Source organism: Lysinibacillus sp. COL-1 (assembly GCF_059814265.1).
In genome coordinates this window covers 3,417,420-3,443,750 of the sequence record NZ_JCAWSJ010000004.1, presented here as the reverse complement: position 1 = coordinate 3,443,750, position 26,331 = coordinate 3,417,420, and the positions used below count along the sequence as shown (strand labels likewise).

The 26,331-nt window shown below is 40.8% G+C and carries 22 protein-coding genes, 40 tRNA genes and 2 rRNA genes; 55 read left to right on the top strand and 9 right to left on the bottom strand.

Going from position 1 to position 26,331, the window contains the following annotated elements:
* The first annotated feature begins 156 nt into the window (after positions 1-156).
* From rrf (AC6BKE_RS25315) to AC6BKE_RS25215, 21 genes are all read left to right on the top strand, one after another.
* Positions 157-272: ribosomal RNA gene (gene rrf / locus AC6BKE_RS25315) — 5S ribosomal RNA — on the top strand.
* Positions 273-282: 10 nt separating this feature from the next.
* Positions 283-358: transfer RNA gene (locus AC6BKE_RS25310), tRNA-Val, on the top strand.
* A gap of 3 nt (positions 359-361) precedes the next feature.
* Positions 362-437, top strand: a tRNA-Thr gene (locus AC6BKE_RS25305).
* An 8-nt stretch (positions 438-445) separates the two neighbouring features.
* Positions 446-521: transfer RNA gene (locus AC6BKE_RS25300), tRNA-Lys, on the top strand.
* A gap of 17 nt (positions 522-538) precedes the next feature.
* Positions 539-623, top strand: a tRNA-Leu gene (locus tag AC6BKE_RS25295).
* A 35-nt stretch (positions 624-658) separates the two neighbouring features.
* Positions 659-733 (top strand) — tRNA-Gly (locus AC6BKE_RS25290).
* A gap of 5 nt (positions 734-738) precedes the next feature.
* Positions 739-827: transfer RNA gene (locus AC6BKE_RS25285), tRNA-Leu, on the top strand.
* A gap of 8 nt (positions 828-835) precedes the next feature.
* Positions 836-912: transfer RNA gene (locus tag AC6BKE_RS25280), tRNA-Arg, on the top strand.
* 7 nt (positions 913-919) lie between these two features.
* Positions 920-996, top strand: a tRNA-Pro gene (locus AC6BKE_RS25275).
* A gap of 16 nt (positions 997-1,012) precedes the next feature.
* A tRNA-Ala gene (locus AC6BKE_RS25270) sits at positions 1,013-1,088 on the top strand.
* A 27-nt stretch (positions 1,089-1,115) separates the two neighbouring features.
* Positions 1,116-1,189 (top strand) — tRNA-Met (locus AC6BKE_RS25265).
* A gap of 7 nt (positions 1,190-1,196) precedes the next feature.
* Positions 1,197-1,273, top strand: a tRNA-Ile gene (locus tag AC6BKE_RS25260).
* A 15-nt stretch (positions 1,274-1,288) separates the two neighbouring features.
* A tRNA-Ser gene (locus tag AC6BKE_RS25255) sits at positions 1,289-1,381 on the top strand.
* 53 nt (positions 1,382-1,434) lie between these two features.
* A tRNA-Met gene (locus tag AC6BKE_RS25250) sits at positions 1,435-1,509 on the top strand.
* 3 nt (positions 1,510-1,512) lie between these two features.
* A tRNA-Asp gene (locus AC6BKE_RS25245) sits at positions 1,513-1,588 on the top strand.
* A gap of 57 nt (positions 1,589-1,645) precedes the next feature.
* Positions 1,646-1,721, top strand: a tRNA-Phe gene (locus tag AC6BKE_RS25240).
* A 5-nt stretch (positions 1,722-1,726) separates the two neighbouring features.
* Positions 1,727-1,800: transfer RNA gene (locus tag AC6BKE_RS25235), tRNA-Gly, on the top strand.
* A gap of 1 nt (position 1,801) precedes the next feature.
* A tRNA-Ile gene (locus AC6BKE_RS25230) sits at positions 1,802-1,875 on the top strand.
* Positions 1,876-1,882: 7 nt separating this feature from the next.
* Positions 1,883-1,959, top strand: a tRNA-Asn gene (locus AC6BKE_RS25225).
* 9 nt (positions 1,960-1,968) lie between these two features.
* Positions 1,969-2,059, top strand: a tRNA-Ser gene (locus tag AC6BKE_RS25220).
* 2 nt (positions 2,060-2,061) lie between these two features.
* Positions 2,062-2,133, top strand: a tRNA-Glu gene (locus AC6BKE_RS25215).
* A 60-nt stretch (positions 2,134-2,193) separates the two neighbouring features.
* Here the strand turns inward: AC6BKE_RS25215 and AC6BKE_RS25210 are convergent.
* From AC6BKE_RS25210 to nadB, 4 genes are all read right to left on the bottom strand, one after another.
* The gene (locus tag AC6BKE_RS25210; RefSeq protein ID WP_141905951.1) at positions 2,194-2,610 is read right to left on the bottom strand and encodes a VOC family protein; all 417 of its coding nucleotides are present in this window, start codon (positions 2,608-2,610) and stop codon (positions 2,194-2,196) included.
* A 197-nt stretch (positions 2,611-2,807) separates the two neighbouring features.
* Positions 2,808-3,911 (bottom strand): quinolinate synthase NadA, encoded by a 1,104-nt coding sequence (gene nadA, locus AC6BKE_RS25205; RefSeq protein ID WP_058843236.1) that lies wholly within the window; start codon positions 3,909-3,911, stop codon positions 2,808-2,810.
* Positions 3,898-4,758, bottom strand: coding sequence for a carboxylating nicotinate-nucleotide diphosphorylase (gene nadC / locus AC6BKE_RS25200; RefSeq protein ID WP_089935049.1), 861 nt, complete (start codon positions 4,756-4,758; stop codon positions 3,898-3,900). The genes nadA and nadC overlap by 14 nt, the downstream gene beginning before the upstream one ends.
* Positions 4,715-6,301, bottom strand: a complete 1,587-nt coding sequence (nadB, locus tag AC6BKE_RS25195; RefSeq protein ID WP_342535049.1) for an L-aspartate oxidase — start codon at positions 6,299-6,301, stop codon at positions 4,715-4,717. The genes nadC and nadB overlap by 44 nt, the downstream gene beginning before the upstream one ends.
* Positions 6,302-6,401: 100 nt before the next feature.
* Between nadB and AC6BKE_RS25190 the strand changes: the two genes are divergently transcribed.
* From AC6BKE_RS25190 to AC6BKE_RS25065, 26 genes are all read left to right on the top strand, one after another.
* Positions 6,402-7,472: a cysteine desulfurase family protein gene (locus tag AC6BKE_RS25190; RefSeq protein WP_082673677.1), complete on the top strand. Its 1,071-nt coding sequence runs from the start codon at positions 6,402-6,404 to the stop codon at positions 7,470-7,472.
* Positions 7,473-7,791: 319 nt separating this feature from the next.
* Positions 7,792-7,907, top strand: a 5S ribosomal RNA gene (gene rrf / locus AC6BKE_RS25185).
* A 10-nt stretch (positions 7,908-7,917) separates the two neighbouring features.
* Positions 7,918-7,993: transfer RNA gene (locus AC6BKE_RS25180), tRNA-Val, on the top strand.
* A gap of 3 nt (positions 7,994-7,996) precedes the next feature.
* Positions 7,997-8,072: transfer RNA gene (locus AC6BKE_RS25175), tRNA-Thr, on the top strand.
* An 8-nt stretch (positions 8,073-8,080) separates the two neighbouring features.
* Positions 8,081-8,156 (top strand) — tRNA-Lys (locus AC6BKE_RS25170).
* Between the two features lie 17 nt (positions 8,157-8,173).
* A tRNA-Leu gene (locus AC6BKE_RS25165) sits at positions 8,174-8,258 on the top strand.
* A gap of 35 nt (positions 8,259-8,293) precedes the next feature.
* Positions 8,294-8,368 (top strand) — tRNA-Gly (locus tag AC6BKE_RS25160).
* A 5-nt stretch (positions 8,369-8,373) separates the two neighbouring features.
* Positions 8,374-8,462 (top strand) — tRNA-Leu (locus tag AC6BKE_RS25155).
* An 8-nt stretch (positions 8,463-8,470) separates the two neighbouring features.
* Positions 8,471-8,547: transfer RNA gene (locus AC6BKE_RS25150), tRNA-Arg, on the top strand.
* Between the two features lie 7 nt (positions 8,548-8,554).
* Positions 8,555-8,631: transfer RNA gene (locus tag AC6BKE_RS25145), tRNA-Pro, on the top strand.
* Positions 8,632-8,647: 16 nt separating this feature from the next.
* Positions 8,648-8,723, top strand: a tRNA-Ala gene (locus AC6BKE_RS25140).
* 27 nt (positions 8,724-8,750) lie between these two features.
* Positions 8,751-8,824, top strand: a tRNA-Met gene (locus AC6BKE_RS25135).
* 7 nt (positions 8,825-8,831) lie between these two features.
* Positions 8,832-8,908 (top strand) — tRNA-Ile (locus tag AC6BKE_RS25130).
* Between the two features lie 15 nt (positions 8,909-8,923).
* Positions 8,924-9,016 (top strand) — tRNA-Ser (locus AC6BKE_RS25125).
* Between the two features lie 53 nt (positions 9,017-9,069).
* Positions 9,070-9,144 (top strand) — tRNA-Met (locus AC6BKE_RS25120).
* Positions 9,145-9,147: 3 nt separating this feature from the next.
* A tRNA-Asp gene (locus AC6BKE_RS25115) sits at positions 9,148-9,223 on the top strand.
* Between the two features lie 57 nt (positions 9,224-9,280).
* A tRNA-Phe gene (locus AC6BKE_RS25110) sits at positions 9,281-9,356 on the top strand.
* Between the two features lie 5 nt (positions 9,357-9,361).
* A tRNA-Gly gene (locus AC6BKE_RS25105) sits at positions 9,362-9,435 on the top strand.
* Between the two features lies 1 nt (position 9,436).
* Positions 9,437-9,510 (top strand) — tRNA-Ile (locus AC6BKE_RS25100).
* Positions 9,511-9,517: 7 nt separating this feature from the next.
* A tRNA-Asn gene (locus AC6BKE_RS25095) sits at positions 9,518-9,594 on the top strand.
* Positions 9,595-9,603: 9 nt separating this feature from the next.
* A tRNA-Ser gene (locus tag AC6BKE_RS25090) sits at positions 9,604-9,694 on the top strand.
* A gap of 2 nt (positions 9,695-9,696) precedes the next feature.
* A tRNA-Glu gene (locus AC6BKE_RS25085) sits at positions 9,697-9,768 on the top strand.
* Between the two features lie 260 nt (positions 9,769-10,028).
* Entirely contained in the window at positions 10,029-11,231 is a 1,203-nt protein-coding gene (locus AC6BKE_RS25080) for a diaminopropionate ammonia-lyase (RefSeq protein ID WP_499858217.1), read from the top strand.
* 844 nt (positions 11,232-12,075) lie between these two features.
* Positions 12,076-12,837 carry a MerR family transcriptional regulator gene (locus AC6BKE_RS25075; protein ID WP_499858216.1) on the top strand — a complete coding sequence of 254 codons (762 nt, stop codon included), beginning with the start codon at positions 12,076-12,078 and terminating at the stop codon, positions 12,835-12,837.
* A 75-nt stretch (positions 12,838-12,912) separates the two neighbouring features.
* Complete coding sequence (locus tag AC6BKE_RS25070) at positions 12,913-13,362, top strand: TraR/DksA C4-type zinc finger protein (RefSeq protein ID WP_499858215.1); 450 nt, start codon at positions 12,913-12,915, stop codon at positions 13,360-13,362.
* Between the two features lie 47 nt (positions 13,363-13,409).
* Positions 13,410-14,336: a dipeptidase gene (locus AC6BKE_RS25065; RefSeq protein WP_499858214.1), complete on the top strand. Its 927-nt coding sequence runs from the start codon at positions 13,410-13,412 to the stop codon at positions 14,334-14,336.
* Between the two features lie 13 nt (positions 14,337-14,349).
* Here AC6BKE_RS25065 and AC6BKE_RS25060 read toward each other — a convergent pair whose 3' ends face one another.
* Positions 14,350-15,270 (bottom strand): 1,4-dihydroxy-2-naphthoate polyprenyltransferase, encoded by a 921-nt coding sequence (locus AC6BKE_RS25060; RefSeq protein ID WP_058845030.1) that lies wholly within the window; start codon positions 15,268-15,270, stop codon positions 14,350-14,352.
* Positions 15,271-15,517: 247 nt separating this feature from the next.
* On the opposite strand from AC6BKE_RS25060, the gene AC6BKE_RS25055 reads away from it, so the two are divergent.
* From AC6BKE_RS25055 to AC6BKE_RS25025, 7 genes are all read left to right on the top strand, one after another.
* Positions 15,518-16,903 carry an isochorismate synthase gene (locus AC6BKE_RS25055; protein ID WP_058845031.1) on the top strand — a complete coding sequence of 462 codons (1,386 nt, stop codon included), beginning with the start codon at positions 15,518-15,520 and terminating at the stop codon, positions 16,901-16,903.
* Complete coding sequence (gene menD, locus AC6BKE_RS25050; protein WP_058845032.1) at positions 16,896-18,611, top strand: 2-succinyl-5-enolpyruvyl-6-hydroxy-3-cyclohexene-1-carboxylic-acid synthase; 1,716 nt, start codon at positions 16,896-16,898, stop codon at positions 18,609-18,611. The genes AC6BKE_RS25055 and menD overlap by 8 nt, the downstream gene beginning before the upstream one ends.
* Positions 18,608-19,417 carry a 2-succinyl-6-hydroxy-2,4-cyclohexadiene-1-carboxylate synthase gene (menH, locus tag AC6BKE_RS25045; RefSeq protein ID WP_089934524.1) on the top strand — a complete coding sequence of 270 codons (810 nt, stop codon included), beginning with the start codon at positions 18,608-18,610 and terminating at the stop codon, positions 19,415-19,417. The genes menD and menH overlap by 4 nt, the downstream gene beginning before the upstream one ends.
* Before the next feature lie 63 nt (positions 19,418-19,480).
* Positions 19,481-20,299, top strand: coding sequence for a 1,4-dihydroxy-2-naphthoyl-CoA synthase (gene menB, locus AC6BKE_RS25040; RefSeq protein ID WP_036123154.1), 819 nt, complete (start codon positions 19,481-19,483; stop codon positions 20,297-20,299).
* Between the two features lie 70 nt (positions 20,300-20,369).
* Positions 20,370-20,546 carry a hypothetical protein gene (locus AC6BKE_RS25035; RefSeq protein WP_499858213.1) on the top strand — a complete coding sequence of 59 codons (177 nt, stop codon included), beginning with the start codon at positions 20,370-20,372 and terminating at the stop codon, positions 20,544-20,546.
* Between the two features lie 597 nt (positions 20,547-21,143).
* Positions 21,144-22,568: an o-succinylbenzoate--CoA ligase gene (locus tag AC6BKE_RS25030; protein ID WP_499858212.1), complete on the top strand. Its 1,425-nt coding sequence runs from the start codon at positions 21,144-21,146 to the stop codon at positions 22,566-22,568.
* A gap of 131 nt (positions 22,569-22,699) precedes the next feature.
* A complete protein-coding gene (locus tag AC6BKE_RS25025; RefSeq protein WP_330492979.1) occupies positions 22,700-23,923 on the top strand; it encodes a transglutaminase domain-containing protein in 1,224 nt (407 codons plus the stop codon).
* Here the strand turns inward: AC6BKE_RS25025 and AC6BKE_RS25020 are convergent.
* The 4 genes from AC6BKE_RS25020 to ytzI form a co-directional block, all read right to left on the bottom strand.
* The gene (locus AC6BKE_RS25020) at positions 23,920-24,981 is read right to left on the bottom strand and encodes a metal ABC transporter solute-binding protein, Zn/Mn family (RefSeq protein WP_089934515.1); all 1,062 of its coding nucleotides are present in this window, start codon (positions 24,979-24,981) and stop codon (positions 23,920-23,922) included. The genes AC6BKE_RS25025 and AC6BKE_RS25020 overlap by 4 nt on opposite strands.
* 109 nt (positions 24,982-25,090) lie before the next feature.
* Entirely contained in the window at positions 25,091-25,324 is a 234-nt protein-coding gene (gene yidD, locus AC6BKE_RS25015; protein ID WP_036123166.1) for a membrane protein insertion efficiency factor YidD, read from the bottom strand.
* The gene (locus AC6BKE_RS25010; RefSeq protein WP_180957787.1) at positions 25,321-25,482 is read right to left on the bottom strand and encodes a hypothetical protein; all 162 of its coding nucleotides are present in this window, start codon (positions 25,480-25,482) and stop codon (positions 25,321-25,323) included. Before AC6BKE_RS25010 ends, yidD begins: the two co-directional genes overlap by 4 nt.
* A 30-nt stretch (positions 25,483-25,512) precedes the next feature.
* Positions 25,513-25,659, bottom strand: coding sequence for a YtzI protein (gene ytzI / locus AC6BKE_RS25005; RefSeq protein WP_094029263.1), 147 nt, complete (start codon positions 25,657-25,659; stop codon positions 25,513-25,515).
* A 137-nt stretch (positions 25,660-25,796) separates the two neighbouring features.
* Between ytzI and AC6BKE_RS25000 the strand changes: the two genes are divergently transcribed.
* On the top strand, positions 25,797-26,114 hold the full coding sequence (locus tag AC6BKE_RS25000; RefSeq protein ID WP_016992524.1) for a hypothetical protein: 318 nt from the start codon (positions 25,797-25,799) through the stop codon (positions 26,112-26,114).
* Positions 26,115-26,331 lie beyond the last annotated feature (217 nt).

Sequence of the window (26,331 nt, the reverse complement as noted above, 5' to 3'; positions counted from 1 at the left end):
ACCATTCAATGAACCGTTTATCCAGTTTTGAAAGAACAACTCTTTCAAAAAAGAGAGCTTCAAGACACCATTTATTTTGAAGCTGATATAAAGGAACTTCTGCTAAGAACGCAACATCCATGTTGCAACGCAGAAGCCAGCACATCCATGTGCAAGTCTAGTGATGATGGCAAAGAGGTCACACCCGTTCCCATACCGAACACGGAAGTTAAGCTCTTTAGCGCCGATGGTAGTTGGGGGCTTCCCCCTGTGAGAGTAGGACGTCGCTAGGCATAATACCCAGGAGGATTAGCTCAGCTGGGAGAGCATCTGCCTTACAAGCAGAGGGTCGGCGGTTCGAGCCCGTCATCCTCCACCATATGCCGGTTTAGCTCAGCAGGTAGAGCAACTGACTTGTAATCAGTAGGTCGTGGGTTCGATTCCTATAGCCGGCACCATTTTTTTAGAGCCATTAGCTCAGTTGGTAGAGCATCTGACTTTTAATCAGAGGGTCGAAGGTTCGAGTCCTTCATGGCTCACCATTTTTAAATAATAATAAGCGGGTGTGGCGGAATTGGCAGACGCACTAGACTTAGGATCTAGCGCCGCAAGGCGTGGGGGTTCGACTCCCTTCACCCGCACCATTATTTCATTGCCAGATAAAAAAACTTATGCACATGCGGAAGTAGTTCAGTGGTAGAACACCACCTTGCCAAGGTGGGGGTCGCGAGTTCGAACCTCGTCTTCCGCTCCAAATGTGCCGGGGTGGCGGAACTGGCAGACGCACAGGACTTAAAATCCTGCGGTAGGTGACTACCGTACCGGTTCGATTCCGGTCCTCGGCACCATTTTTAATGCGCCCGTAGCTCAATTGGATAGAGCGTCTGACTACGGATCAGAAGGTTATGGGTTCGACTCCTGTCGGGCGCGCCAAAAAGAACGGGAAGTAGCTCAGCTTGGTAGAGCACTTGGTTTGGGACCAAGGGGTCGCAGGTTCGAATCCTGTCTTCCCGACCATTTCCAAAGAAATTATGGGGCCTTAGCTCAGCTGGGAGAGCGCCTGCCTTGCACGCAGGAGGTCAGCGGTTCGATCCCGCTAGGCTCCACCATAATAAATTAACCAGTATAAAGATCCTGGCGGCGTAGCTCAGCTGGCTAGAGCGTACGGTTCATACCCGTAAGGTCGGGGGTTCGATCCCCTCTGCCGCCATCTTAAAGGACCTTTAGCTCAGTTGGTTAGAGCAGACGGCTCATAACCGTCCGGTCGCAGGTTCGAGTCCTGCAAGGTCCACCATTTATATATTGCAACGGAGGTATACCCAAGTCTGGCTGAAGGGATCGGTCTTGAAAACCGACAGGCGGGTAACACCGCGCGGGGGTTCGAATCCCTCTACCTCCTCCAGTTTTAAATCTTTATAAATGGTGCTTTAAAAACTCGAAACCGTATAAAATTATCGCGGGGTGGAGCAGTGGTAGCTCGTCGGGCTCATAACCCGAAGGTCGTTGGTTCAAATCCGGCCCCCGCAACCAAATGGTCCCGTGGTGTAGCGGTTAACATGCCTGCCTGTCACGCAGGAGATCGCCGGTTCGATCCCGGTCGGGACCGCCATTATTTTCATAAGAAGATATGAAAAGCAAAAGAAAATAAGCTTAGCATGGACGAAATGGGTCAGTAGCTCAGTTGGTAGAGCATTAGATTGAAGCTCTAAGTGTCGGCGGTTCGATTCCGTCCTGACCCACCATTTATGCGGGTGTAGTTTAATGGTAAAACCTCAGCCTTCCAAGCTGATGTCGTGGGTTCGATTCCCATCACCCGCTCCAAGGGCCTATAGCTCAGCTGGTTAGAGCGCACGCCTGATAAGCGTGAGGTCGATGGTTCGAGTCCATTTAGGCCCATTATTATTCCGAAGTAGCTCAGTTGGTAGTAGCACCTGACTGTTAATCAGGTTGTCGCAGGTTCGAGTCCTGCCTTCGGAGCCATTTTTATGTGGGGAAGTACTCAAGAGGCTGAAGAGGCGCCCCTGCTAAGGGTGTAGGTCGGGTAACCGGCGCGAGGGTTCAAATCCCTCCTTCTCCGCCATTGGCCCGTTGGTCAAGTGGTTAAGACACCGCCCTTTCACGGCGGTAACACGGGTTCGAATCCCGTACGGGTCATACTAAAAAACAGTAGATGCACACGCATCTACTGTTTTTTCATATTCATAGATATAAATATTACTCTTGATTCAATGCATTTTCATCCATATAAACTACTTCCCAGATATGCCCATCTACATCCTGAAATCCCCAGCCATACATAAACCCATGATCTTGGGGTTCACTATAAGATTTACCACCGGAGGCCAGTGCCTTATTTACTAATTGATCTACTTGCTCTCGATTTTCAGCAGATAGACATAAAATTGCTTCTGCAGACGTAGCAGTATTTGTAATTTCCTTCTTACTAAACCCTTTGAATCGTTCTTCCACCATCATTAATGCGAAGATATTTTCACTAATAATCATTGAGGCTGTAGTCTCATCGCTAAATTGTTGATTGAACTCAAAGCCTAGTTCCTTAAAGAAGTTGATGGATTTGTTTAGATCTTTCACTGGTAAATTGATAAAAATATTTTTCGATTGAAAAGCCATTTATTTTCACCTCCAAATCGACAGTAGCATAGAGCATAAAGCCATGTCAATTTCAGCAATAGATGGATATTCTTTGATTGGATCGATGATGATGCATTTGAAAATGGCAGTTGTTTAAGCTATTCAAAATAGATGTTATATGAACATAAAAAGCAGAGACGTTTTTTTACACCATCTCTGCTTTTAAAGCAACCTAATTATCCTCGTGCTAGCATTCTTTCGAGAGAGCTAAGTGCTTCAGCTGTAGTATATTCATCTACTTGGATACGGTTATGTGGTTGCCCCTGCTCAATACTTTCTAAGCTCCACAACAGATGGGGAAGGTCAATGCGATTCATTGTTAAGCAAGGACAAAAATTTTCATTTAAAGAGATAATATGTTTATCTGGATGCTGCTTCATTATGCGATTGACAAGATTCATTTCTGTTCCAATAGCCCATGCCGATCCGCTTGGTGCACGATTGATTGTCTCAATGATGTATTTTGTGGAACCTGCATCATCAGCAGCTGCTACAACTTCACGACTGCATTCAGGGTGAACAATAATTTGCATAGTTGGATGTTCTTTGCGAACGACCTCCGTATGGTGAACCGTAAATCCTTCATGTACAGAGCAATGACCTTTCCATAGAATAACCTGAATGTTCTCAAGCGGCTCATTTGTTTCAAGTATATTCTTATGGGGATTCCAAACAGCCATATTTTTAAGTGGAATACCTAAATCATAGGCAGTATTTCTTCCTAAATGTTGGTCAGGTAAAAAGAAAATACGCTGTTTTTGTGTAAATGCCCATTGAACAAGCTCCTTAGCATTCGATGAAGTGACACAGGCACCACCATGTCTTCCCGTAAAGGCTTTAATGGCAGCAGTTGAATTGACATAAGTTAGCGGGATAATTGTATCACCAAAGAGTTGCTGAAGAATCGGCCATGCTTGTTCTGTTTGATAAATATCAGCCATATCAGCCATTGAACAACCTGCACGCATATCTGGTAAATAGACATGTTGCTGCTTCGTTGTCAGCATATCAGCAGTTTCAGCCATAAAATGCACACCGCAAAATACGATATGCTCAGCTTCCTTGTTTGCGGCAGATAATTGAGCTAACTGTAGGGAATCACCAGTTGCATCTGCAAATTGAATGACTTCATCTTTTTGATAATGATGTCCTGGTATAAATAGTTTAGATCCTAATTTTTGCTTTATTGATAAAATACGAGATTCCATTTCCTTTACGGATAATGCCCGGTAATGCTCTGGAAGTAGTGTCGTTTGTTGTAATAAACTAGTTATGGACAAGGGAATGATCTCCTTTCATTTGAACGAGTGCACTAATGTCAAAGGCTTTAACGGAATGCGTTAATGAACCAAGTGAAATAAACTGAACACCTGATTGTGCATAGGCCTTTAAATTTTCAAGTGTGATGCCTCCTGATGCCTCTGTCACAATAGAAGAAGGGACAGTGGGAAGCCATGCTCCTATTTCTTCTGGACTACGGTTATCAAACATAATAATATCTGCTCCAGCAATGATGGCTTCTTCTAGCTGGTCCTTTGTTTCAATTTCCACTTCGATTTTTACAGTATGACCGACTTTTGCTCTAGCAGCCTGAACAGCTTTTGTAATGCTACCAGCAAAGGCAATGTGGTTATCCTTTAGCATGATGGCATCATACAGGCCATTACGATGATTAAAGCCACCACCGATTCTAACAGCATATTTATCCAACATACGCAATCCAGGCATGGTTTTACGCGTATCACATATTTTCGCATGCGTACCAGCTGTTTCTCGAACGGCATGATGGGTCGCTGTCGCAATAGCGGACATACGCTGAATAAGATTTAATATAACGCGCTCACCTATTAATAATTTTTGTAAGGGTCCCTTTACCACAGCAAGCACATCACCGGTCTTTACTGTCTCTCCATCTTTTTTTAGAAGTTGGATTTTTATTGATCGATCGAGTAAGTGAAAGCCATACTCAATAATGAGCGCCCCGCAGAAAACCCCATTTTCTTTAGCATAAAAAGAAAATGATCCCTGCTGTTCAGCTGAAAAGATATATTCACTCGATAAATCCCCATCACCTAAATCCTCATTAAAAAATTGCTTGAGCATTTCCTCGAGTTTGATGATATTCATACAATGAGTTCCTCACTTTCATTTGGCCTTGCGAAAAAATAATCCAACGACTTGCCCAGTGTGCGTCCATTTCTAATTTATCCGTACGAATATGAGCACCACGCGTTTCCGTTCGTGTAATTGCAGCATGTGCCATTAATGTTGCAACAACATGCATCATAAATAGTTCCAATTCAGCTTGTTCTAGACCCTTTAGATTCGTATAAAGAAGTGATTGTAAGGAGGGTAATTGCTGAATAAAATGCTGCAAGTCATTAACGTTTCGCACGATGCCTAAAAACTGCATCATGTATTGCTGTAACTGCTGTTTGCTAAATAAAGATGGCATTATTTCAGCACATTGATGGTGGTCATGTGTGAAATTTTTTTGATGGCAACCATGTTGAATGATGAACTGAGCCATTCTTTGCCCAAACGTAATACCTTCCAATAGGGAGTTACTTGCTAAACGGTTCGCACCATGGACACCTGTACAGGCAACTTCCCCCACTGCATATAGATTAGGTATAGTGGTTCTTCCTTTGTCATCAGCAATAACGCCCCCCATTAAGAAATGACTTCCTGGAGCTACAGGAATTAAGCCATCTTGTAAATAAACTTGATTGTCATAGCAAAGCTGAGCAATTGTTGGGAATTTCACTTCAAAATTTTGAATGTTAGTAATATCAATAAACGTCTCCTCACCAGCAGCACGTTTTTTAAAAAGTGCAAGTGCCGTAATATGTCTTGGTGCTAAGTCAAGTTGGGCATGTAAGCCTGTCATAATGGGCTGACGCTGTGCATCGACAAAGATGCCACCAGCACCTCGAACAGCTTCGGAAACTAATCCCTTCGCCTCATTTTCACACCAAAGCAGACTAGGGTGGAACTGCATAAATTCCATATCACTGATGGCAGCACCTGCGCGAAATGCTAACGCGATGCCGTCACCTGTATTGGTTGGACAATTAGATGTGCTTGAATAGAGTGCACCTGCACCACCTGTCGCTAAAATGACATGATGGGCCAAATAGCGTGTAATGCCTTTTTGTCCTTTGGTAAGTGCGCCTATGCAGTCACCATCTGTATTCCGTAAAAGCTCATAAGCCATTTCATAACAATTCACCTTTGTTTTAGGCGAAAGTTTATGAAGTAAGTAATCTATGAAAATTTGACCAGTACGATCACCACCTGCATGTAGAATACGATGATGACTATGTGCCCCTTCGAGTCCTAGAGCCGGTTTTCCATCAACATGACGATCGATAGGGAGACCAGTCTTTAAATATTTCTGCATGATTTTAGTGCCATCTTCTATGAGTGTAGTAACATGTTTTTTCTCGTGATGATATTCTCCAGCTTTCAATGTATCAGCAATGTGGTGTTCAATATGATCTTTCTCACTTGTAACAGCAGCGATGCCACCTTGTGCACGATAAGAACTACTCATATAAAGAGATGATTTTGTAACAATTTGTACTTGAAAATGTTCTTCGAGCAGTAAAGCAGCTTGAAGTGCAGCAATTCCACTGCCGATTATAAGGACATCTGCCTTTACATCCATAGTTATACCCTCTTTACAGTTGTCTTGACACTTATCTTTACATAAAATAAAAAAGAAAACAAGACTTGATGAACTAGAGAGGGAGAAGACAATGATTTATATGGATTATGCTGCGACATCACCGATGACGAAGGAGGCTCTTGCAGCTTATGTAGAGGTAGCACAGCGTTATTATGGAAATAGTGCAAGTCTTCATGATTTAGGAGGACAAGCCTATTATTTTGTCCAGCAATCAAGAGAGGTTGTAGCCAATGCTTTAGGCGTAAATAGTGACGGTATTATTTTTACAGGGAGCGGGACAGAAGGAAATATCCTGGCTATCTTGTCATTAGCGCTAGCCTCTAAAAAAGGAAAACACATTATTTCATCTCAAGCTGAGCATACGTCTGTGCATGCAGCATTGAATACGCTTGAGAAAATGGGTTTTATAGTGACAAAATTGCCTTTACAGATGGATGGATGGATTGACCTTGAACAATTACAGCAAGCAATCCGCAAAGATACGGCTTTGATTACAATTCAACATGTCAATTCTGAAATTGGTGCTATTCAGCCTGTAGAGAAAATAATAGAGATGGCTAAAAAATCTGATGTTTTCAGCCATATTGACTGTGTACAATCATTTGGGAAGCTTGCTATACCAAGTGGAGTAGATGCCATCACAATCTCAGCTCATAAAATAGGTGGACCAAAGGGGTGTGGTGCTGTCTATCTGAATCCTGCGCTCCGAGTACCTGCCTTAACACCGGGTGTGACTCATGAGAGGGGTTTAAGAGGCGGCACATTAGATACACCAGCAATTGTAGCCTTTGCGGCAGCAATTGAAAACTATCAATATGAAAGACAACATTATGAGACTTTAAGAAGATTTTTGAAAAACAATTTGCCTGAAACATGCCAATTAATAGAATGTAACCAACAATTGCCTACTATTTGTGGCGTAATGATGGATAAAATAGAGGGACAATATGTTCTTTTAAAGTTAAATGAGGCAGGAATCTGTATTTCGACGGGTAGTGCATGTGATATTCATAGTGAATCTGGAACGAAAGCCATTTTATCAATGGGTTACTCTTTGGAAGCAGCACGCCAATTTTTTAGACTATCTTTTGGAGCTTCCACAACATTTGAAGAAATTCTAAGATTGAAACAAGAGCTTTTAACTATTTAATGAAACAACAAGTGAAGGGTTTTCTATACCCTTTCCTTGTTTAGAAATAGATTATAAGCTAAGAAAATAGGTGAAATAAAATAATTGTTTTCTTTTGAAACAACAATTGTTATAATATTTTGCAGGGCAATATTTTCTCTTACTTAGCAAAAATAACTTCAAAAAGTAATAATTTCTTTTTTTTATAAAAAAGTATTGCACAATGTGAGAAAACGTTATACAATAATTCTTGTCTTGAAGGACAGGTAAACAACTTCAAAACAAGATACATAAAGAAACTTCTGCTAAGAACGCAGAAGCCAGCACATCCATGTGCAAGTCTAGTGATGATGGCAAAGAGGTCACACCCGTTCCCATACCGAACACGGAAGTTAAGCTCTTTAGCGCCGATGGTAGTTGGGGGCTTCCCCCTGTGAGAGTAGGACGTCGCTAGGCATAATACCCAGGAGGATTAGCTCAGCTGGGAGAGCATCTGCCTTACAAGCAGAGGGTCGGCGGTTCGAGCCCGTCATCCTCCACCATATGCCGGTTTAGCTCAGCAGGTAGAGCAACTGACTTGTAATCAGTAGGTCGTGGGTTCGATTCCTATAGCCGGCACCATTTTTTTAGAGCCATTAGCTCAGTTGGTAGAGCATCTGACTTTTAATCAGAGGGTCGAAGGTTCGAGTCCTTCATGGCTCACCATTTTTAAATAATAATAAGCGGGTGTGGCGGAATTGGCAGACGCACTAGACTTAGGATCTAGCGCCGCAAGGCGTGGGGGTTCGACTCCCTTCACCCGCACCATTATTTCATTGCCAGATAAAAAAACTTATGCACATGCGGAAGTAGTTCAGTGGTAGAACACCACCTTGCCAAGGTGGGGGTCGCGAGTTCGAACCTCGTCTTCCGCTCCAAATGTGCCGGGGTGGCGGAACTGGCAGACGCACAGGACTTAAAATCCTGCGGTAGGTGACTACCGTACCGGTTCGATTCCGGTCCTCGGCACCATTTTTAATGCGCCCGTAGCTCAATTGGATAGAGCGTCTGACTACGGATCAGAAGGTTATGGGTTCGACTCCTGTCGGGCGCGCCAAAAAGAACGGGAAGTAGCTCAGCTTGGTAGAGCACTTGGTTTGGGACCAAGGGGTCGCAGGTTCGAATCCTGTCTTCCCGACCATTTCCAAAGAAATTATGGGGCCTTAGCTCAGCTGGGAGAGCGCCTGCCTTGCACGCAGGAGGTCAGCGGTTCGATCCCGCTAGGCTCCACCATAATAAATTAACCAGTATAAAGATCCTGGCGGCGTAGCTCAGCTGGCTAGAGCGTACGGTTCATACCCGTAAGGTCGGGGGTTCGATCCCCTCTGCCGCCATCTTAAAGGACCTTTAGCTCAGTTGGTTAGAGCAGACGGCTCATAACCGTCCGGTCGCAGGTTCGAGTCCTGCAAGGTCCACCATTTATATATTGCAACGGAGGTATACCCAAGTCTGGCTGAAGGGATCGGTCTTGAAAACCGACAGGCGGGTAACACCGCGCGGGGGTTCGAATCCCTCTACCTCCTCCAGTTTTAAATCTTTATAAATGGTGCTTTAAAAACTCGAAACCGTATAAAATTATCGCGGGGTGGAGCAGTGGTAGCTCGTCGGGCTCATAACCCGAAGGTCGTTGGTTCAAATCCGGCCCCCGCAACCAAATGGTCCCGTGGTGTAGCGGTTAACATGCCTGCCTGTCACGCAGGAGATCGCCGGTTCGATCCCGGTCGGGACCGCCATTATTTTCATAAGAAGATATGAAAAGCAAAAGAAAATAAGCTTAGCATGGACGAAATGGGTCAGTAGCTCAGTTGGTAGAGCATTAGATTGAAGCTCTAAGTGTCGGCGGTTCGATTCCGTCCTGACCCACCATTTATGCGGGTGTAGTTTAATGGTAAAACCTCAGCCTTCCAAGCTGATGTCGTGGGTTCGATTCCCATCACCCGCTCCAAGGGCCTATAGCTCAGCTGGTTAGAGCGCACGCCTGATAAGCGTGAGGTCGATGGTTCGAGTCCATTTAGGCCCATTATTATTCCGAAGTAGCTCAGTTGGTAGTAGCACCTGACTGTTAATCAGGTTGTCGCAGGTTCGAGTCCTGCCTTCGGAGCCATTTTTATGTGGGGAAGTACTCAAGAGGCTGAAGAGGCGCCCCTGCTAAGGGTGTAGGTCGGGTAACCGGCGCGAGGGTTCAAATCCCTCCTTCTCCGCCATTGGCCCGTTGGTCAAGTGGTTAAGACACCGCCCTTTCACGGCGGTAACACGGGTTCGAATCCCGTACGGGTCATACTAAGTGCAGTAGATGAATTACATCTACTGCACTTTTTAATTGATTTGATAACATAGTTACTATAAAAATGAAGCCTTCACAGAACATCGAATCTGTGAAGGCTTGTTAATTATATAGGAAGTTAAGAAATTTTTCTCCCTTTTCCGTAGGGGATCATAAACGCATAACAAGGAACTTAGACAAATGTAAGTTCTGTATTGTATAATTTTGTATTTTGAAGCTAGATGGACTAAGCTAATGATAAAGGAGGGATAGGAATGAATGAAAAATTAAAGTGGGTGCACAATCAGCTGGATAAAGCAAATGACGGAACAGCTTTACTGCCATATTTTACATTGGAACAAGTAAAGAAAGTGGGGCAATTTCTACGTACATATGAGCAATTTGAAAAGACACCTCTCCATCATCTTGATTCACTTGCTTCATGGATGGGTGTAGAAAAAATTTTGGTAAAAGACGAATCCTATCGATTTGGCTTAAACGCATTTAAAGTATTAGGCGGAGTTTATGCAATTGCGCAGTATGTTGCCAATAGACTCCAGAAAAATATAGAGGAACTATCGTTTGAACAATTAAAATCATCAGAAGTAAAAGCGCAGATAGGTAATTTAACCTTTATTTCAACAACAGATGGTAACCATGGTCGTGGTGTGGCATGGGCGGCTCGTGAACTGGGGTATCAAGCGCGAATATATATGCCAGCTGGCAGTGCCGATGAACGTTTACAGCATATTAAAAAAGAAGGAGCCTATGCTGAAATAACGACAATGAATTATGATGAAACCGTGCGTTATTCCTCGCAGCTAGCACAAGAAAATGGCTGGGTCCTGATTCAGGATACGATGTGGGATGGCTACGAAGAAATACCATTATGGATTATGCAAGGCTACACAACACTTGTACATGAAATCGTTGAACAGATGCAGCAAGCTCCGACACATGTATTTTTACAAGCTGGTGTTGGGTCATTTGCAGGGGCAGTAGTAGCTTTTTTACAACAATATTATGAGCAGGATATTACATTTGTGTTAGTTGAGCCACATGTTGCTAATTGTTATTATGAGAGCTTTAAGGCAGGTACTGAGCAATATGTAACTGTTGGTGGAGAGATGAAAACCATAATGGCGGGCCTTGCTTGCGGTGAACCTAATCCACAGGCTTGGCAACTTTTAAAAGCCCATATAAAAATAAGCATCTCCTGTGGGGAAGAAATAGCAGCAACAGGAATGCGCGTTCTTGCAAATCCATTGGCTTCAGACTCACGTATTATAGCAGGAGAATCAGGAGCGGCTCCGTTTGGTTGCTTTTATGAATTAATGACTAATGAACACTACAAAGATTTAATACTCGACCTACAGCTAGACGAACATGCGAGGGTGTTGTTTATTAATACAGAGGGCGACACAGATAAAAAGAATTATCATCACATAGTGTGGCATGGGAAATATGCGAATCAATGAACAGTAAGATAGCTGGATCATTTTTAAACTACCAAAACAATGCAGAAGAAACGAACTATTGCGAAATAAGAGTATCTCGCGATAGTTTATTTTTTCCTTGCTTATTTTACGATTGTAAAAGACCTTATTAGTGAATAGTAATATGGGCAATTTTAAAAGCACCATAATCATCTATTGTAACAGTATAGGTCTTATAGCAATCATAGAATTGATAATTTTCTTGTGCATCATAAAAATCACACGTTTCGTTCATATCCACATAGTATTGACCATTTGAAAATTGTACATCTTATACCCCATTGTTTTAAATAGAAGTAATATGTAATTTCATTACTATATTTCTCTAATTTTTGATAAGCTGAACTGCCAAGTGCAAGCATATCAGCAATCCAATAAAAATCACCCTCATTGAGTGCCATCTCATAATACAAACGGAATGCTTACACGAATTGACCAGCTAGTATAGCGTCTGCTTCGTTAGTGGATTCTGTTTCAATAATAGATAGTTGACTGTTTTCATAAACATTCGCAACAGCACGAACTTCATTTGCTGAAAGTGGCTTAGCAATCCATCCAAATTGGTCAAGCATACTGTAAAGAGGGATGGAGAAGGCAAAGTTAGTACTTGTTTTGTATGACTCTTATGGTGACAATTTGGGCACTTCATCCTATCACGTTCCTGTGAAATATTTATTATTCATATCGGTGTATAAAAACTCAGATTATAGATTTTTATGGAATTATATATTCTGAAAGGATGATTATAGTTCGATTAATATTTTTTATTTTGTCTTGACCTTAACGTTGCGTCAAAGTTTACAGTAGCATTAGAGGAGGTGAGCACATGGAATATTCCATTCAGGAGCTTTCTCAATTGTCGGGTGTTAGCACGAGAACATTGCGTTATTATGATGAAATTGGGTTGCTGAAGCCAGCCAGAACAAATGAGGCAGGGTATCGATTCTATGGCCAATTGGAGGTCGATATGCTACAGCAGATTTTATTTTATCGTGCATTAGATATGAAACTTGCGACGATTCAAGCGATTATTAAGGCGCCAAATTTTCAACATGCAGAGGCGCTAAAAACACATAGAGCAGCTTTGCTTCAACGCCAGGAACAGCTTGTAACAATCTTACAGACGGTAGAAAAAACAATACAATCCATTGAGGGGGAACAACCGATGTCCAATGAAGAAAAATTTAAAGGTTTTAAAGAAAGGTTAATCGAATATAATGAAAAGCAATACGGACAAGAAATTCGTGCGAAATATGGAGAAGGCACAGTGGATGCTTCGAATGCTAAGCTTATGAATATGACAGAGCAACAATATCAGGCGATGCAAGAGCTAGAACAGCAAATGTTTGAGCGGTTAGCAGAGGCTATGGAGCTCGGGAATCCTACAAGTGACATTGCGATGGAAGTGGCAGAATTGCATAAACGCTGGCTAAGCTTTACATGGAATGAATATTCTCAAGAGGCCCATGCAGGACTTGCACAAATGTATATAGCTGACGAACGATTTACGGCTTATTATGATGAGCGAGGTGCAAAGGGAACTGCACAATTTTTACACGATGCAATCATAGCTTACACGAGTAAATAAATAGGTCTTCCTTATGCTGACATGTTTTAGAAATCGTAAATTAGGAAAAAATGAAGGCATGAGGAGGAGATTTTTTTGGATCAACAAATAATGCAACAATTAAAAAGACAACTAGAGCAAGAATTGCAAGAAATTGAACGACGATTAGAGGAATCAGAGCGTCCCCAAGCGACAGAGCTATCTAATTATGATAATCATCCTGCTGATAATGCGAGTGATTTAACGGATCAGCTAACAGAAATGGCTATGGATGAGCATCTTGGCGACAATGCGGAGGAAATTAAAAAAACTCTTCAAGCAATGGCAGACGGAACCTATGGTAAATGTGTGGTCTGTGGTGAAGACATTCCATTAGGACGTTTAGAGGCTATGCCGCAAGCTCTGACATGCGTGGAGCATGCAGAACAGAAAGAAGAAAATTTACGACCGGTGGAAGAAGATGTACTATCTTCAACACCAAGATCTGATGATTTTATTGAACTTGAGGAATTTGGCTCTTCCGATACACCGCAAGATAAAATTTAGTAAGTTTTTCCTCGTGAAAGCAGTATAATAGCTGTAGAGGTGAGGATATGAAGATTATTGATTTACATTGTGATGCGCTTTTAAAATTAACAACTCTTGAAACGGCAAATTTTGCAGAGGATGAGCGTCTTCATACCAATCAAAAAAGACTGCAATTAGGGCAAATAGAGGCTCAAGTATTCGCCATCTTTATTGACCCAGAAATCCCACAAAATCTGCAATTTCTTGAGGTCATGCGCCAAATTGAAGCATTTCATACCCATGTTTTACAAACAGAGGGCATGGTGCATATAACAGATTGGGTGCAGTTAGACCGAATAGCTCCACATGAGATAGGAGCTATTTTAAGCTTAGAGGGCTGCAATGCCATTGGTGATGATTTAGCAAAACTGACAGCCGTACTAGATGCTGGTGTAAAATTAGTAGGCTTAACATGGAATGAAGAAAATGCTGTTGCACATGGAGCTGAACAGGATGCAAGTTTAGGATTGAAGCCGTTTGGTCAAGAAGTTATACAATTACTAAATGAGCGAGATATTATTATTGATGTCTCTCATCTGAATGAACAAAGCTTTTGGGACGTGTTGCCTTTAGCGAAGCATATTCTTGCAAGTCATAGTAATGCACGTACACTATGTGACCACCCACGTAATTTAACGGATGCCCAAGCAAAGGCGCTTGTAGAACATGGGGGACATATCCATGTAGTTTACTTCCCACCCTTCATTGGTAAAGATGCAACACTAGAACATTTAGTGGATCATGTGGAGCATTTAGCAAAATTAGTAGGTGTCGAGCACATAGGGTTAGGTTCAGATTTCGATGGGATTGATAGGACTGTCAAAGGCTTAGCGCATGCAGGAGAAGCACAAAATTTAGTAGAGGCACTACGCTCACGTTTTTCAGCCGAAGAAGTGCATGGTATCGCAAGTCAAAATTTCAGACGTTATATAAAAAAAGCAGCAACCCGTTAAGGCTGCCGCATTTTTAATAAAAGAAATAATAAATTAATAAACCGATTCCTAATAGGAAGCCGAAGAATGTATTCGTTTGTGCTGTATATTTCATCGCAGGCATTACTTCTTTAGCTTCTTTTTTGTCTCGGAAAATTTGAATAGCACGTAATGGTTTTGGAATACTTAGGAAAATAATTAATGCCCAAAAAGTAATGCCATCAACTGCTACAAGGGCGATTACCCATAAATACGAGACGATAAAAAAGCCAGATAACACAGAAATCGCATTATCGCGTCCTACTAAAATAGCCAATGTTTTTCGTCCACCTTCTGTATCGCCAACAATATCACGGATATTGTTCGATAACATAATAGCACCGACTAAAATCATGCTTGGCACAGACAGCAATACAGCATCGAGTGTCACTGTAAGCGTTTGAATATAGAAGGCGATTAACACAATGCCCATGCCCATTACTGCCCCAGAAACAATTTCTCCAAATGGGGAATAGGCGATTGGATAAGGTCCACCTGTATATAAGAAACCAATAAGCATACAAACAAGCCCTACAGCTGCTAACCACCAAGATGTTGAGGCACATATGTAAATGCCAAGAAGCATAGCAATGGCATAGAAGCTTAACGCAATCAACATAATTGTTTTCGGCTGTACACCATGACGGACAATCGTTCCGCCAATTCCCACAGAATGCTCGTTATCTAATCCTAATTTGTAATCATAATATTCATTGAACATATTCGTTGCTGCTTGAATAAGCATACTTGCAATGAGCATAGCAAAAAATAGTCCAAAATCAATTGCTTCTTTTTCAATTGCTAGAGCAATTGCTGTCCCAAGAAATACGGGAACAAATGAAGCGGTTAAAGTATGTGGACGTGTTAAATGCCACCAAACTTTCAAACCCCTATCAGCTTCAATGACTTTGGTCATAAGGTCTTTCTCTCCTTCAAATGTTGTCGACTCTTCTTATTTTAAACGAAGAATGAGAAAATGGGTAGGTTCACAGCTTATTACATACTGTTTAATGAAAAAAAATGATACAATAGAACATGCATTTATGAACTGAAAATAAATAAGAATGATTAGCAACAGTACGAATAACAGTGTTGCCAACCAAAAAAATGATGTATTTTAATCATCATTGATTATGAACATTGCAGCAACGGAGGTAATTTTCATGCAACAGAAGTGGTACCAATCCACAGAGGTAGAAGTGGACTCTTTGGGCCAAAGCCTTCATTTTTATATGGAAACAATTGAAGTAAGTCGCTTATCTGCACTGGCGTTCTATGCAGCAGGCGAAGAGTGTTATAAAGGTGAACGATTTTATTGGCAAAATAGAGAAAAAACAATGACATTAGTTGGGCTAGGACATGCTCATACTATTCAAAACAATGCTCAACATGAACGTTTCGATGCTGTGGAAGCAGAATGGAAAAACTTAACGAAAAACTGTCCAAAAGGACAAAGTGAGTTACAGCCTATTTTGTTTGGTGGTTTTACATTTGATCCGCAAAATAATGTTGATGGAGAATGGACGGATTTTCCTGAGGCTTATTTTGCATTAGCAACATTTCAACTTGTGATTCGTGATGATAAAGCATACGTGAGTATTCATCTGTTGACACAAAATCATCAGGCTGAAGATCAGCTAGAAGTATTGAGAAAAGAGCGAGATCATTTAATTCATGCAGCCCAGGTTAAAGAAGTGAAAACGTATACAAAACCTGATATCACAAATTATTTCGAACCCTATAAGGAACCTTATTTAGCCTCGATTGACCAAGTGACAGCATTAATCAAACAGAAAAAAGCGGATAAAGTAGTTATTGCACGCTCACTTGCATTGCAATTTAAAGAGGATGTATCTGCACCACAAGTACTCTCTCAAATTATTCATGAGCAGCCAGAAAGCTATTTATTCGGTTTAGAGCATAAAGATTTATTGTTTTTTGGTGCATCACCTGAACGCCTTGTAAAAGTAGAAGAGGGTCGTGCGTTTTCTTCTTGCATTGCTGGCTCGATTAAACGAGGCAAGACGGCAGAGGAAGATGAGACTTATGGACAAAGTTTATTAAATGATCCGAAAAATAGTGGTGAACATCAATATGTTGTCGATATGATTGTGGATACTTTCCGTAAAAATTGCGTGGACATGACAGTGCCAGATAGACCACGCCTATTAAAAATTCGTGATATTCAACATCTATATACACCTGTAGAAGGTCAGTTAAATCAAAATGCTACAATTTTACAATTAACAAAATCATTACATCCTACACCAGCTTTAGGTGGTGTACCACGCAAAGAAGCATTGGCAGCCATTCGTAAGTATGAGCCGATGAATCGTGGTCTGTATGCCGCGCCAATTGGCTGGCTAGATGCTGAAGGTAATGGTGAATTTGCAGTTGCGATACGTTCAGCTGCGTTACTAAGTGATAAAGCTTATTTATATGCAGGTGGAGGGATCGTAGCAGATTCAGAACCACAATCTGAATATGAAGAAACATTAGTGAAATTCCGTCCAATGCTTCGTGCGCTAGGGGGACGATTACATGAGTGAACGAAAAAGATTAACAGATTATGTTTATAAAATGGTTGCATCGTTAGTACAAGCCGGTGTAGAAAATGTTGTCGTCAGTCCAGGCTCACGTTCCACTCCTCTTGCCTATGCAGTTGCTTCAACGAAAGAAGTAAACATGTATCGTCAAGTAGATGAACGCTCAGCTGCATTTTTTGCGTTAGGCCTGGCTAAGGCTACTGCTAAGCCTGTTGTCCTCTTATGTACATCTGGTACAGCAGCAGCAAACTATTTTCCTGCGATTGTAGAAGCAAGCTATGCACGAGTTCCATTGATTGTCTTAACGGCAGATCGCCCTCATGAATTACGTGAGGTAGGTGCACCACAGGCTATCAATCAGCTTAATTTATATGGTTCACATGTGAAATGGAGTGTAGATTTTCCGTTAGCAGATGGGGCTGATCCGACATTACCTTTGATTGAGCGTCACCTTGCTCGTGCGGTAGCGATTGCCACAAGTGCACCATTTGGACCAGTACATATTAATGTACCTTTCCGCGAACCATTATTAATTGATTTACAGCATGAACTGCCAACAGTAACATTCAAACATAGCAGTATGGGACAACTAACCCCAACGTTGGCTAATCAGCAGGAGCTTTCCTCTATACTACAATTGACTAAAAGAGGCTTTATTATAATTGGGGAATTAGCGCTTGGCACGGACTTATCCATCGTTTGGGAATTTGTCCGTCAGCTCAAGTGGCCAGTCCTTGTTGAAAGCTTATCGAATATGCGTGCATCTGTACCAGAGGATTGTTTACCATATATCGTAACAACCTATGATGCCATTATGAAAAGCGAGGATTTTAAAGCACTTGTTCAACCAGATACAGTATTACGTATTGGGGCCCAACCTGTCTCAAAATTTATTATGCAATTCATCACAAAATCACAGCCAAACGCTTATGTGATTATTGATGAAGATCCTATGTTTAGAGATGCTACGGGCGTATCTACGCATTTTATTCATGCTACTATCGGTCAGTGGCTAACACAATTAGCTATCAATGATACAGCCCTTGAAGAAACATACTTAGCCAAATGGCAAAATGCGAATGAGCTGGCATCCATTTCTATTGAGCAGTATTCAGAAGTAGAGAAAGATGAAGGCGCTATAGTTAGCCGTTTACTTAAAATGATTCCTGACGGTAGTGATATCTTCGTTAGTAGCAGTATGCCAGTGCGTGATATCGATACATTTTTATTGGCCACACCGAAAGATTTGCGTATTTTTGCCAATCGAGGCACGAATGGAATCGATGGCGTAGTATCAACCGCGATGGGCTTCAGTCAAGGAAATAAACGAGAAACCTATTTGCTGATTGGGGATTTAGCCTTTTTACATGATGTAAATGGATTGATTGCCTCCAGATATCAGAAGTGTAACTTAACCATTCTTGTCATGAATAATGATGGTGGCGGTATTTTTTCTTATTTACCACAGTCAACTGTCGAAGATCATTATGAAGATTTATTTGGCACACCGACTGCACTTGAATTCCGTGACATTGCCCATATGTATGAGATGGACTATGTGCGTGTGGAAACAATCTCCGAGCTTTCAGAGAAATTTTCAACAAAGCAACATCATCCTTTACGTTTGGTTGAAATATTTACCGATAGAACCGAAAATGTTAATGCTCATCGAGCGCTATGGAATCGAATTAATGCGGAGCTAAAAGCATGACAAAATGCATGATTCGAGGACTTGAAACGCATATTGAAATATGGAATGACAATAGTGAACATACACTTGTTGCGTTACATGGATTTACAGGCAGCACGGCTACATGGCACGATCTAGCGCAAGCTCTACCTAATGTTCGTGTTATTGCCATTGATTTAATTGGTCATGGTCAAACAGCTATTCCAGAGGATATACAGCGTTTCTCCATGGAGGAACAATTACAAGATTTAGAAGAATTATTTTGCCAGCTTCATCTAGAGAAATTTACGTTGTTAGGTTACTCAATGGGAGGAAGAATTGCCTTATCGTATGCTATTGCACACCCAGGTCATATTCAACAGCTTATCTTAGAAAGTGCTTCTCCAGGTTTACGAACAGCAGAAGAACGAAAGGAACGCTGTGAGCGAGATGAAGTACTGGCACAAAAAATAATGGCAAATGGGTTACAATCATTTGTCCATGCTTGGGAGAACATACCTCTTTTTGCAACACAGCATCGTCTTCCTAGAAGCGTACGAGAAACCATTCGAGCAGAAAGACTTTCTCAGAAAGAAGAGGGACTGGCTGGAAGCCTGAGAGGTATTGGAACAGGTGTTCAGCCTTCAAATTGGGAGAGCCTAGCGCAAGTGGAAATACCTGTACTACTCATTACTGGTTCATTGGATGAGAAATTTTGTAAAATTGCACTAGAAATGAAAGCGCTATTAAATACTGTTAGCCATCTTACAGTAAATGACGCTGGACATGCAATTCATGTGGAAAATCCCGCTGAATTTGCTACAATAGTAGAGGAGTATTTAACGTAATATACTGTTACGTTAGCGCCTCGCTAGTAACGAGACGAATTTATTGATATAGGAGGCAATTCAATGACACGTCAATGGACTACATTACATACTTATGAAGACATTAAGTATGAATTCTATAACGGTATCGCAAAAATTACGATTAACCGTCCAGAAGTGCGCAATGCATTCCGCCCGAAAACGGTAATGGAAATGATTGACGCATTCTCACGTGCACGCGATGACAAAAATATCGGTGTGATTATTTTAACTGGTGAAGGTGAACATGCTTTCTGCTCAGGCGGAGATCAAAAAGTTCGCGGTCATGGTGGCTACGTAGGCGATGATGAAATCCCACGTCTAAACGTTCTTGATTTACAACGTTTAATTCGTGTAATTCCAAAACCTGTAGTGGCAATGGTTGCAGGCTATGCAATTGGTGGAGGACATGTTTTACATGTTGTCTGTGACTTAACAATTGCTGCTGACAATGCCCGTTTTGGACAAACTGGACCAAAAGTAGGTTCATTTGATGCTGGTTACGGCTCAGGCTATCTTGCTCGTATTATTGGACATAAAAAGGCACGTGAAATTTGGTACCTTTGCCGTCAATACGATGCACAACAAGCACTTGATATGGGCTTAGTCAATACAGTTGTTCCTTATGAGCAATTAGAAGATGAAACCGTTCAATGGTGTGAAGAAATGCTACAAATGTCACCAACTGCACTACGCTTCTTAAAAGCAGCGATGAATGCAGATACTGACGGCTTAGCAGGTCTTCAACAAATGGCTGGTGACGCTACACTTCTTTACTACACTACAGATGAAGCAAAAGAAGGTCGCGACGCATTCAAAGAAAAACGTCAACCAGACTTTGGTCAATTCCCAAGATTCCCTTGATGATGAAAGGGTGTAAAGCTCGTATCTTTTTGGAGATACGAGCTTTTTGTATGCATGCAGGAGGAGTGTGGTGGATAGAACGCTCGAAGTTGCGGATAGAAATCAAAATGTGAGGGATAGAGTAGTACTTATAATAAAAGAGATGGATAGAACGCTCAAAATGGTGGATAGAATGCAAAAAGAGGTTGATAAAACATCAAAAGTGTTGGATAGAACTCAAGGTGTGAGGGATAGAGTAGTACTTTGAAAAAGAGAGGTGGATAGAACGCTCAAATTGATGGATAAAATGCACAAAGTGTTGGATAGAACTCAAGGTGTGAGGGATAGAGTAATACTTTGAAAAAGAGATGGATAGAACGCTCAAAATAGTGGATAGAATGCAAAAAGAGGTTGATAAAACATCAAAAGTGTTGGATAGAACTCAAGGTGTGAGGGATAGAGTAGTACTTTGAAAAAGAGATGGATAGAACGCTCAAAATAGTGGATAGAATGCAAAAAGAGGTTGATAAAACGTAAAAAGTGTTGGATAGAACTCAAAATGTGGGGGATAGAGCAGTACTTTGAAAAAGAGAGAAGGATAGAGCGCTCAAATTGGAGGATAAAATGCAAAAAGAGGTTGATAAAACATCAAAAGTGGTGGATAGAATTCAAGATGTGAGGGATAGAGTAGTACTTATAATAAAAGAGATGGATAGAACGCTCAAAATGGTGGATAAAACTTAAAATGTGAAGGATAGAGCGATTAGCGGAACAGATAGACATACAAAAGGGCGAGAAAGACCATCGACTAATAGACAAAGTTGATGGGAAAGCGTTAAGATGTAGGGTGATTGGAGTGACAAAGATGTATCCAAATTGGATTTTACAACGAGCCTATTTAACACCATTACGGAAGGCATTGGCTTATAAAAAACAAAGCTGGACTTTTCAGGAACTACAGGATTTATCTATAAAACGTGCCCGACAATTAGTGGCACTCGGTATTCAACGGGGAGACCGAATTGCGATTATGGGGCCAAGTAAGCCTGAACTAGTTATTGTGATGTATGCTTGTATGCATTTACAATGTGAGATGGTGATGCTTAATCGTAGACTATCACAGGATGAACTGGCTTATCAGCTAGAGGATTCAGGAGCGGTGTGCGTGTTGATTGCAGATGAGGATATAGCAAAGTTGCCACCTGAAACAGGTCATCATTTATTTTCAACGATTGAAGAGGGAGTCGAGCGCACCGTAGATATTGAAAAGGAGTGGCCTTTACATCAAACTACAACGATCATGTATACATCGGGTACTACTGGCTTTCCAAAGGGAGTTCGCCAAACGGTTGGGAATCATCAGGCGAGTGCGACTGCCTCCGTTTTAAACATTGGACTACAGGCTCAGGATGTTTGGTTATGTGCTGTACCATTATTCCATATTAGTGGATTTTCAATATTAGTACGTTCACTGCTGTATGGCAATCAGGTTGTTTTATACGATCAATTTGATGTAGAGGCTATCTCACAACATATTATAGCTGGGGAAGTAACTCATATGTCTGTTGTAGCAGTGACATTGGAACGGATTCTACATACGTTAGAGCAGCATAATACCAAAGCTTCGCCACACTTTAAGTTGATGTTAGCTGGAGGTGGGCCAGTGCCCGTTGATTATTTAGTGAGAGCACATGCGTTAAACTTAGCTGTCGCCCAAACCTATGGCATGACAGAAACTTCCTCACAAACAGCTACATTGGCAAGTGAAGATGCCATGCGAAAAATTGGTTCTGCTGGCAAGCCTTTATTTTTTAATCAAATAAAGATTGCGCAGCCCAATGCGAAAGGTGAGGGAGAAATTTGTATTCGAGGGCCTCATGTTACTCCTGGCTATATTGGACGTTTTGCACAAAAAGATGCAACGATGGATGGCTGGTTGCATACGGGTGATATTGGTTATATCGATAAGGGAGGTTATTTATTCGTCATTGATCGTAGAGCAGATTTAATTATTTCAGGGGGAGAAAATATTTATCCTGCAGAAATAGAAAATGTGTTACTCACACATCCTGCTGTCAAAGAAGCGGGGGTATGTGGTGTGGCAGATGAGCAATGGGGACAGGTTCCGATTGCCTTTATCGTGTTACATGAGCAGGCATCTGTTGAGCAGCTCCAAGCCTTTTGTTTACAGAAACTTGCTAAATATAAAGTACCTAAAGAAATTATTATTACAGACAGTCTTCCGCGAAATGGTGCGGATAAATTGCTGAGACGAAAATTATTACAATAAAAAATTTGTGAAAGAAGTCTTCTTAAAATGAAGGCTTCTTTTTTATTCGCACTTTTAGCATGAAATTAATCATTCATTAACATAATAAAAAATGAGAGGCATAAACTAGTTAGTAAAGGAGAATGACTCATATGAGGAAATATATATATAATGTTGTCATTATAGTATTTGTTCTACAAATGAGTCATGTGCAAGTATTTGCAAACGATGAAAAAGATAATGTAGCAACTGCTCATTCAATTGAAACACTACAATCTCTCATTAATAAAGAAGTTACGCAGCTATCTTCGGAATTTTCCATTCGCTATACTGGTGACATAACTGAAATAAAAGATGGACTAACAGACATTACAAAAACTGCGATTCAAAACTCTTATATTTATACTAATATTTCTAGCTTTAAATGGAAGTACGATGGTTATAACAATAATATTGTCATTGCATTTGCATTTACCTATCATATTTCCCCAACAGAGGAAGCATTTGTAGGGCAAACTTTGGCGAATATTATTGCACCCATGCATGGATTAAGTGACATAGAAAAACTGCAGGCTGCACATGATTTTATTGTTTTAACTGCGGAATACTCCAAAGAAACAGAAGGAAGTCAATATTCCCCTTACACGTTACTAACAGAAAATAAGGGAGTTTGTCAGGCATATGCTTTAGTGCTTTATCGAATGTTAGAAATGTTGGGCTTTGAGGTACAATATGTGCCAGGAAAAGTGGGTGAACAGCTCCATGCCTGGGTATTAGTAAAGTTGGATCGTGATTGGTATCATATTGATGTCACTTGGGATGATCCATTGCCGGATCGTAAGGGAGAAGTACGCTATCAATATTTTTTAGTGTCGGATCGTCAATTAGCACAGGATCATACTTGGGACTACGCAAGTTTTCCTGCTGCAACAAGCGAGAAGTATACGGAGATGCTAGAAGAAACGAAAATACAGAGTTTAACAATGCCTTTACAAGCTAGCTTTACTGAAAATAATGGAATCTCTATTATTGGAGAAAATAAGCTGGCAGTACAACAATTAGTGGAACAGCCGACAAAGCTTATTGCACAAAAAACAAATGATCCAAACACTTTAGTTCAGTTTGACTTTACTGAATGGACACCAATGTTAGTGGGAAGTATGTCCGTTTTTATTGCGATTCAACCAAAAGTGATCCAGGATAAGGAACTAAAAACAACAAAATGCCGACCATCTTTTTATCGAACGGGGAAACGCATGCCACAAGAAAAATACGTCATAATAAAGGAGGTGTCCCATTCGTCGGGGCACCTCCTTACTCATAATATGTTGGTTTACACTGGCTTAATCTCTACTTATTGGCTCTTACTTGATTAATGTGCGTTTAAAGCTTTTTCTAGTGTTTGAATATTTTTTTGCATCAAGGTGAAGTAGGTTTCTTTATTTTTTTCATCGTCAGCTGTTAATACACTTAAATTATGCAGGACAAGAGATTCTGCGCCAACTTCTTTTTGAATAACCTCTGCTAATTTAGAAGAAACATTTTGTTCAAATAAAATATAGTGAATATGCAATTCATTTGCTTTATCAACGATTTTTGTTAATTCTTTTTGAGATGGCTCATTTTGTGAATTTAAGCCGGCAATTGGCACTTGTGTAAAACCATATTGACCTGCAATATAGCCAAAGGCAGCATGTGATACAAAGAATGTTTTATTTGGTGCTTTGTCAGCCATTGCTTTGAAGTCATTATCCAAATCCTGCAGTTCTTTTACTAGTGCTTCATAATTCTCATTAAAAGTCGATTCTTGAGCAGGCATTTTTTCAACTAGTGTATTTTTAATAGCAAGTGCTAAATCCTGACTAATTGTAGGAGATAACCAAACATGTGGGTCGATATCGCCATGTTCATGCTCATCATGTCCGTGCTCATCAGCTTCATGATCGTGCTCTCCCTCTGTGGCAGCGTGATCGTGCTCATGATCGTGCTCTTCCTCTGTGGCAGCGTGATTATGCTCGTCATGCTCATCTTCTGCATGAACATGACCTGTGCTGATAGCTAATTTTTCATCTGAAACTGTGTCAGCAGTTGCCACCATCGTGACATCTTCGTTTGCTAAAGTCTTTTTAGCGTTTTCGACAAAGCCTTCCAGTCCTAAGCCAATATAGAAGAAGATATTTGCATCTGCTAATTTCATCATATCTTTTTGAGTGGGTTCAAATGTATGCTCGTTCGCACCAGCTGGGTAAATAGAAGATACTTCAACAAAATCGCCACCAATGCGCTGTGCAAAATAGCTTAACGGATAAACCGTTGTATAGATGCTTAACGTATCCTTGTCATCAGACTTTTGGGAAGTGGAAGATTTGTCTCCACAAGCAGCAGTGAATAAGGCAAGGACTGCGACTAACAATAATAAATACAATTTTTTCATATAATCAGATACCTCTCTTAAATAGTAATCATTACGATTTATTTTTTAGAACAGTTATTATAATAACGCACAACTTAAAAAAGTACAAGAAAAAAATGCCCTCCGAAAGTTAATTCTTTTTCGAAGGCCATTTTTCAGGCACAGGATCAAAGCCACCAGGATGAAACGGATGACACTTCGATATACGTGTAATGGTTAAGATGGAGCCTTTCAATGCTCCATGCTTTTGAAAAGCTTCCAGCCCGTAAGAAGAACAAGTAGGATGGAAACGGCAAGTTGGTGGCGTCATAGGTGAAATGAATTTTCTATAAAACTGAATGAGCCAAATAAAGGGGTATTTCATCGTTGTTCTTCCTCTTGCTGAGACGTCATTTGTTCAGGCTTCGGATCAATAGTTTGTGTAAAGATATGATTTTTTTTCTTCAAAATAATAATGACAGAAAGACCAAACATTAGCATCATCATGGCAATCATAATGATAATTGGTAAAGGTACACCCATTGCTTTCACTCCAAATTCAATAAATTATGATTAGTTATCCTCTTGATGATAGCTTTGCTGTGGTTTTTCATCAATAGTATGTTTAAAGGCATAGGCACGGTTGACACTGATAATCGTCGCAATAGTGATAAAGATAACAATGATAACTGCGACTATTAAGAGCGTAGTTAAACTCATAGTATTCACTCCGTTCTTTGTTCATCATACCTATTATAAATTATGTGGTTCTATTAATTGTGAAGGAAGTTTGACATTAAAGCGAATAAAACAACTCCGTTCTCTCCATACTATGGAAAAAGGAGTGAATCATAAAGATGGATCGTCAGCGCGTATATTTTTCACTTGCCAATAGAACCTATTATACAAATCCTTATGCTGGGCCGTGGAATTTTGAACTGAATGTAGATCGACAGGCATTAGATGTATTTGAGAGAATCTTTCAGCAAATGCAGCTGCTAGAAATTTCAAATGCTTGGCGTGCACAATTACCGTATATACAGTATCACTTAGACAGGGAAAATGATGAAATCGATAAGCGATTAATGAAAATTTATGCACTCGTTCATGAATATGGGGATGATGACACAAAGGCATTTGTTGAGCAGCTTCCTTATTTCAATAAACGTGTCTAGTGGAACGGGAAAAGGGCACTGCATCGGCAGTGCCCTTTTTCATAGTGTTGAAAAACAAAACCATCCATAGAATTTATGTTAAAGGTGAAAATGGATTTCCATGGGCTTTCCTGTTGGCGAGCCGCTTCGTGTAGGGACGCTCGCCCACAGGAGTCTACTAGCCTTCCAATCCATAAAAATATTTCTTTTTAGCAAGGTTTTCAAATAAAGTGAGGGT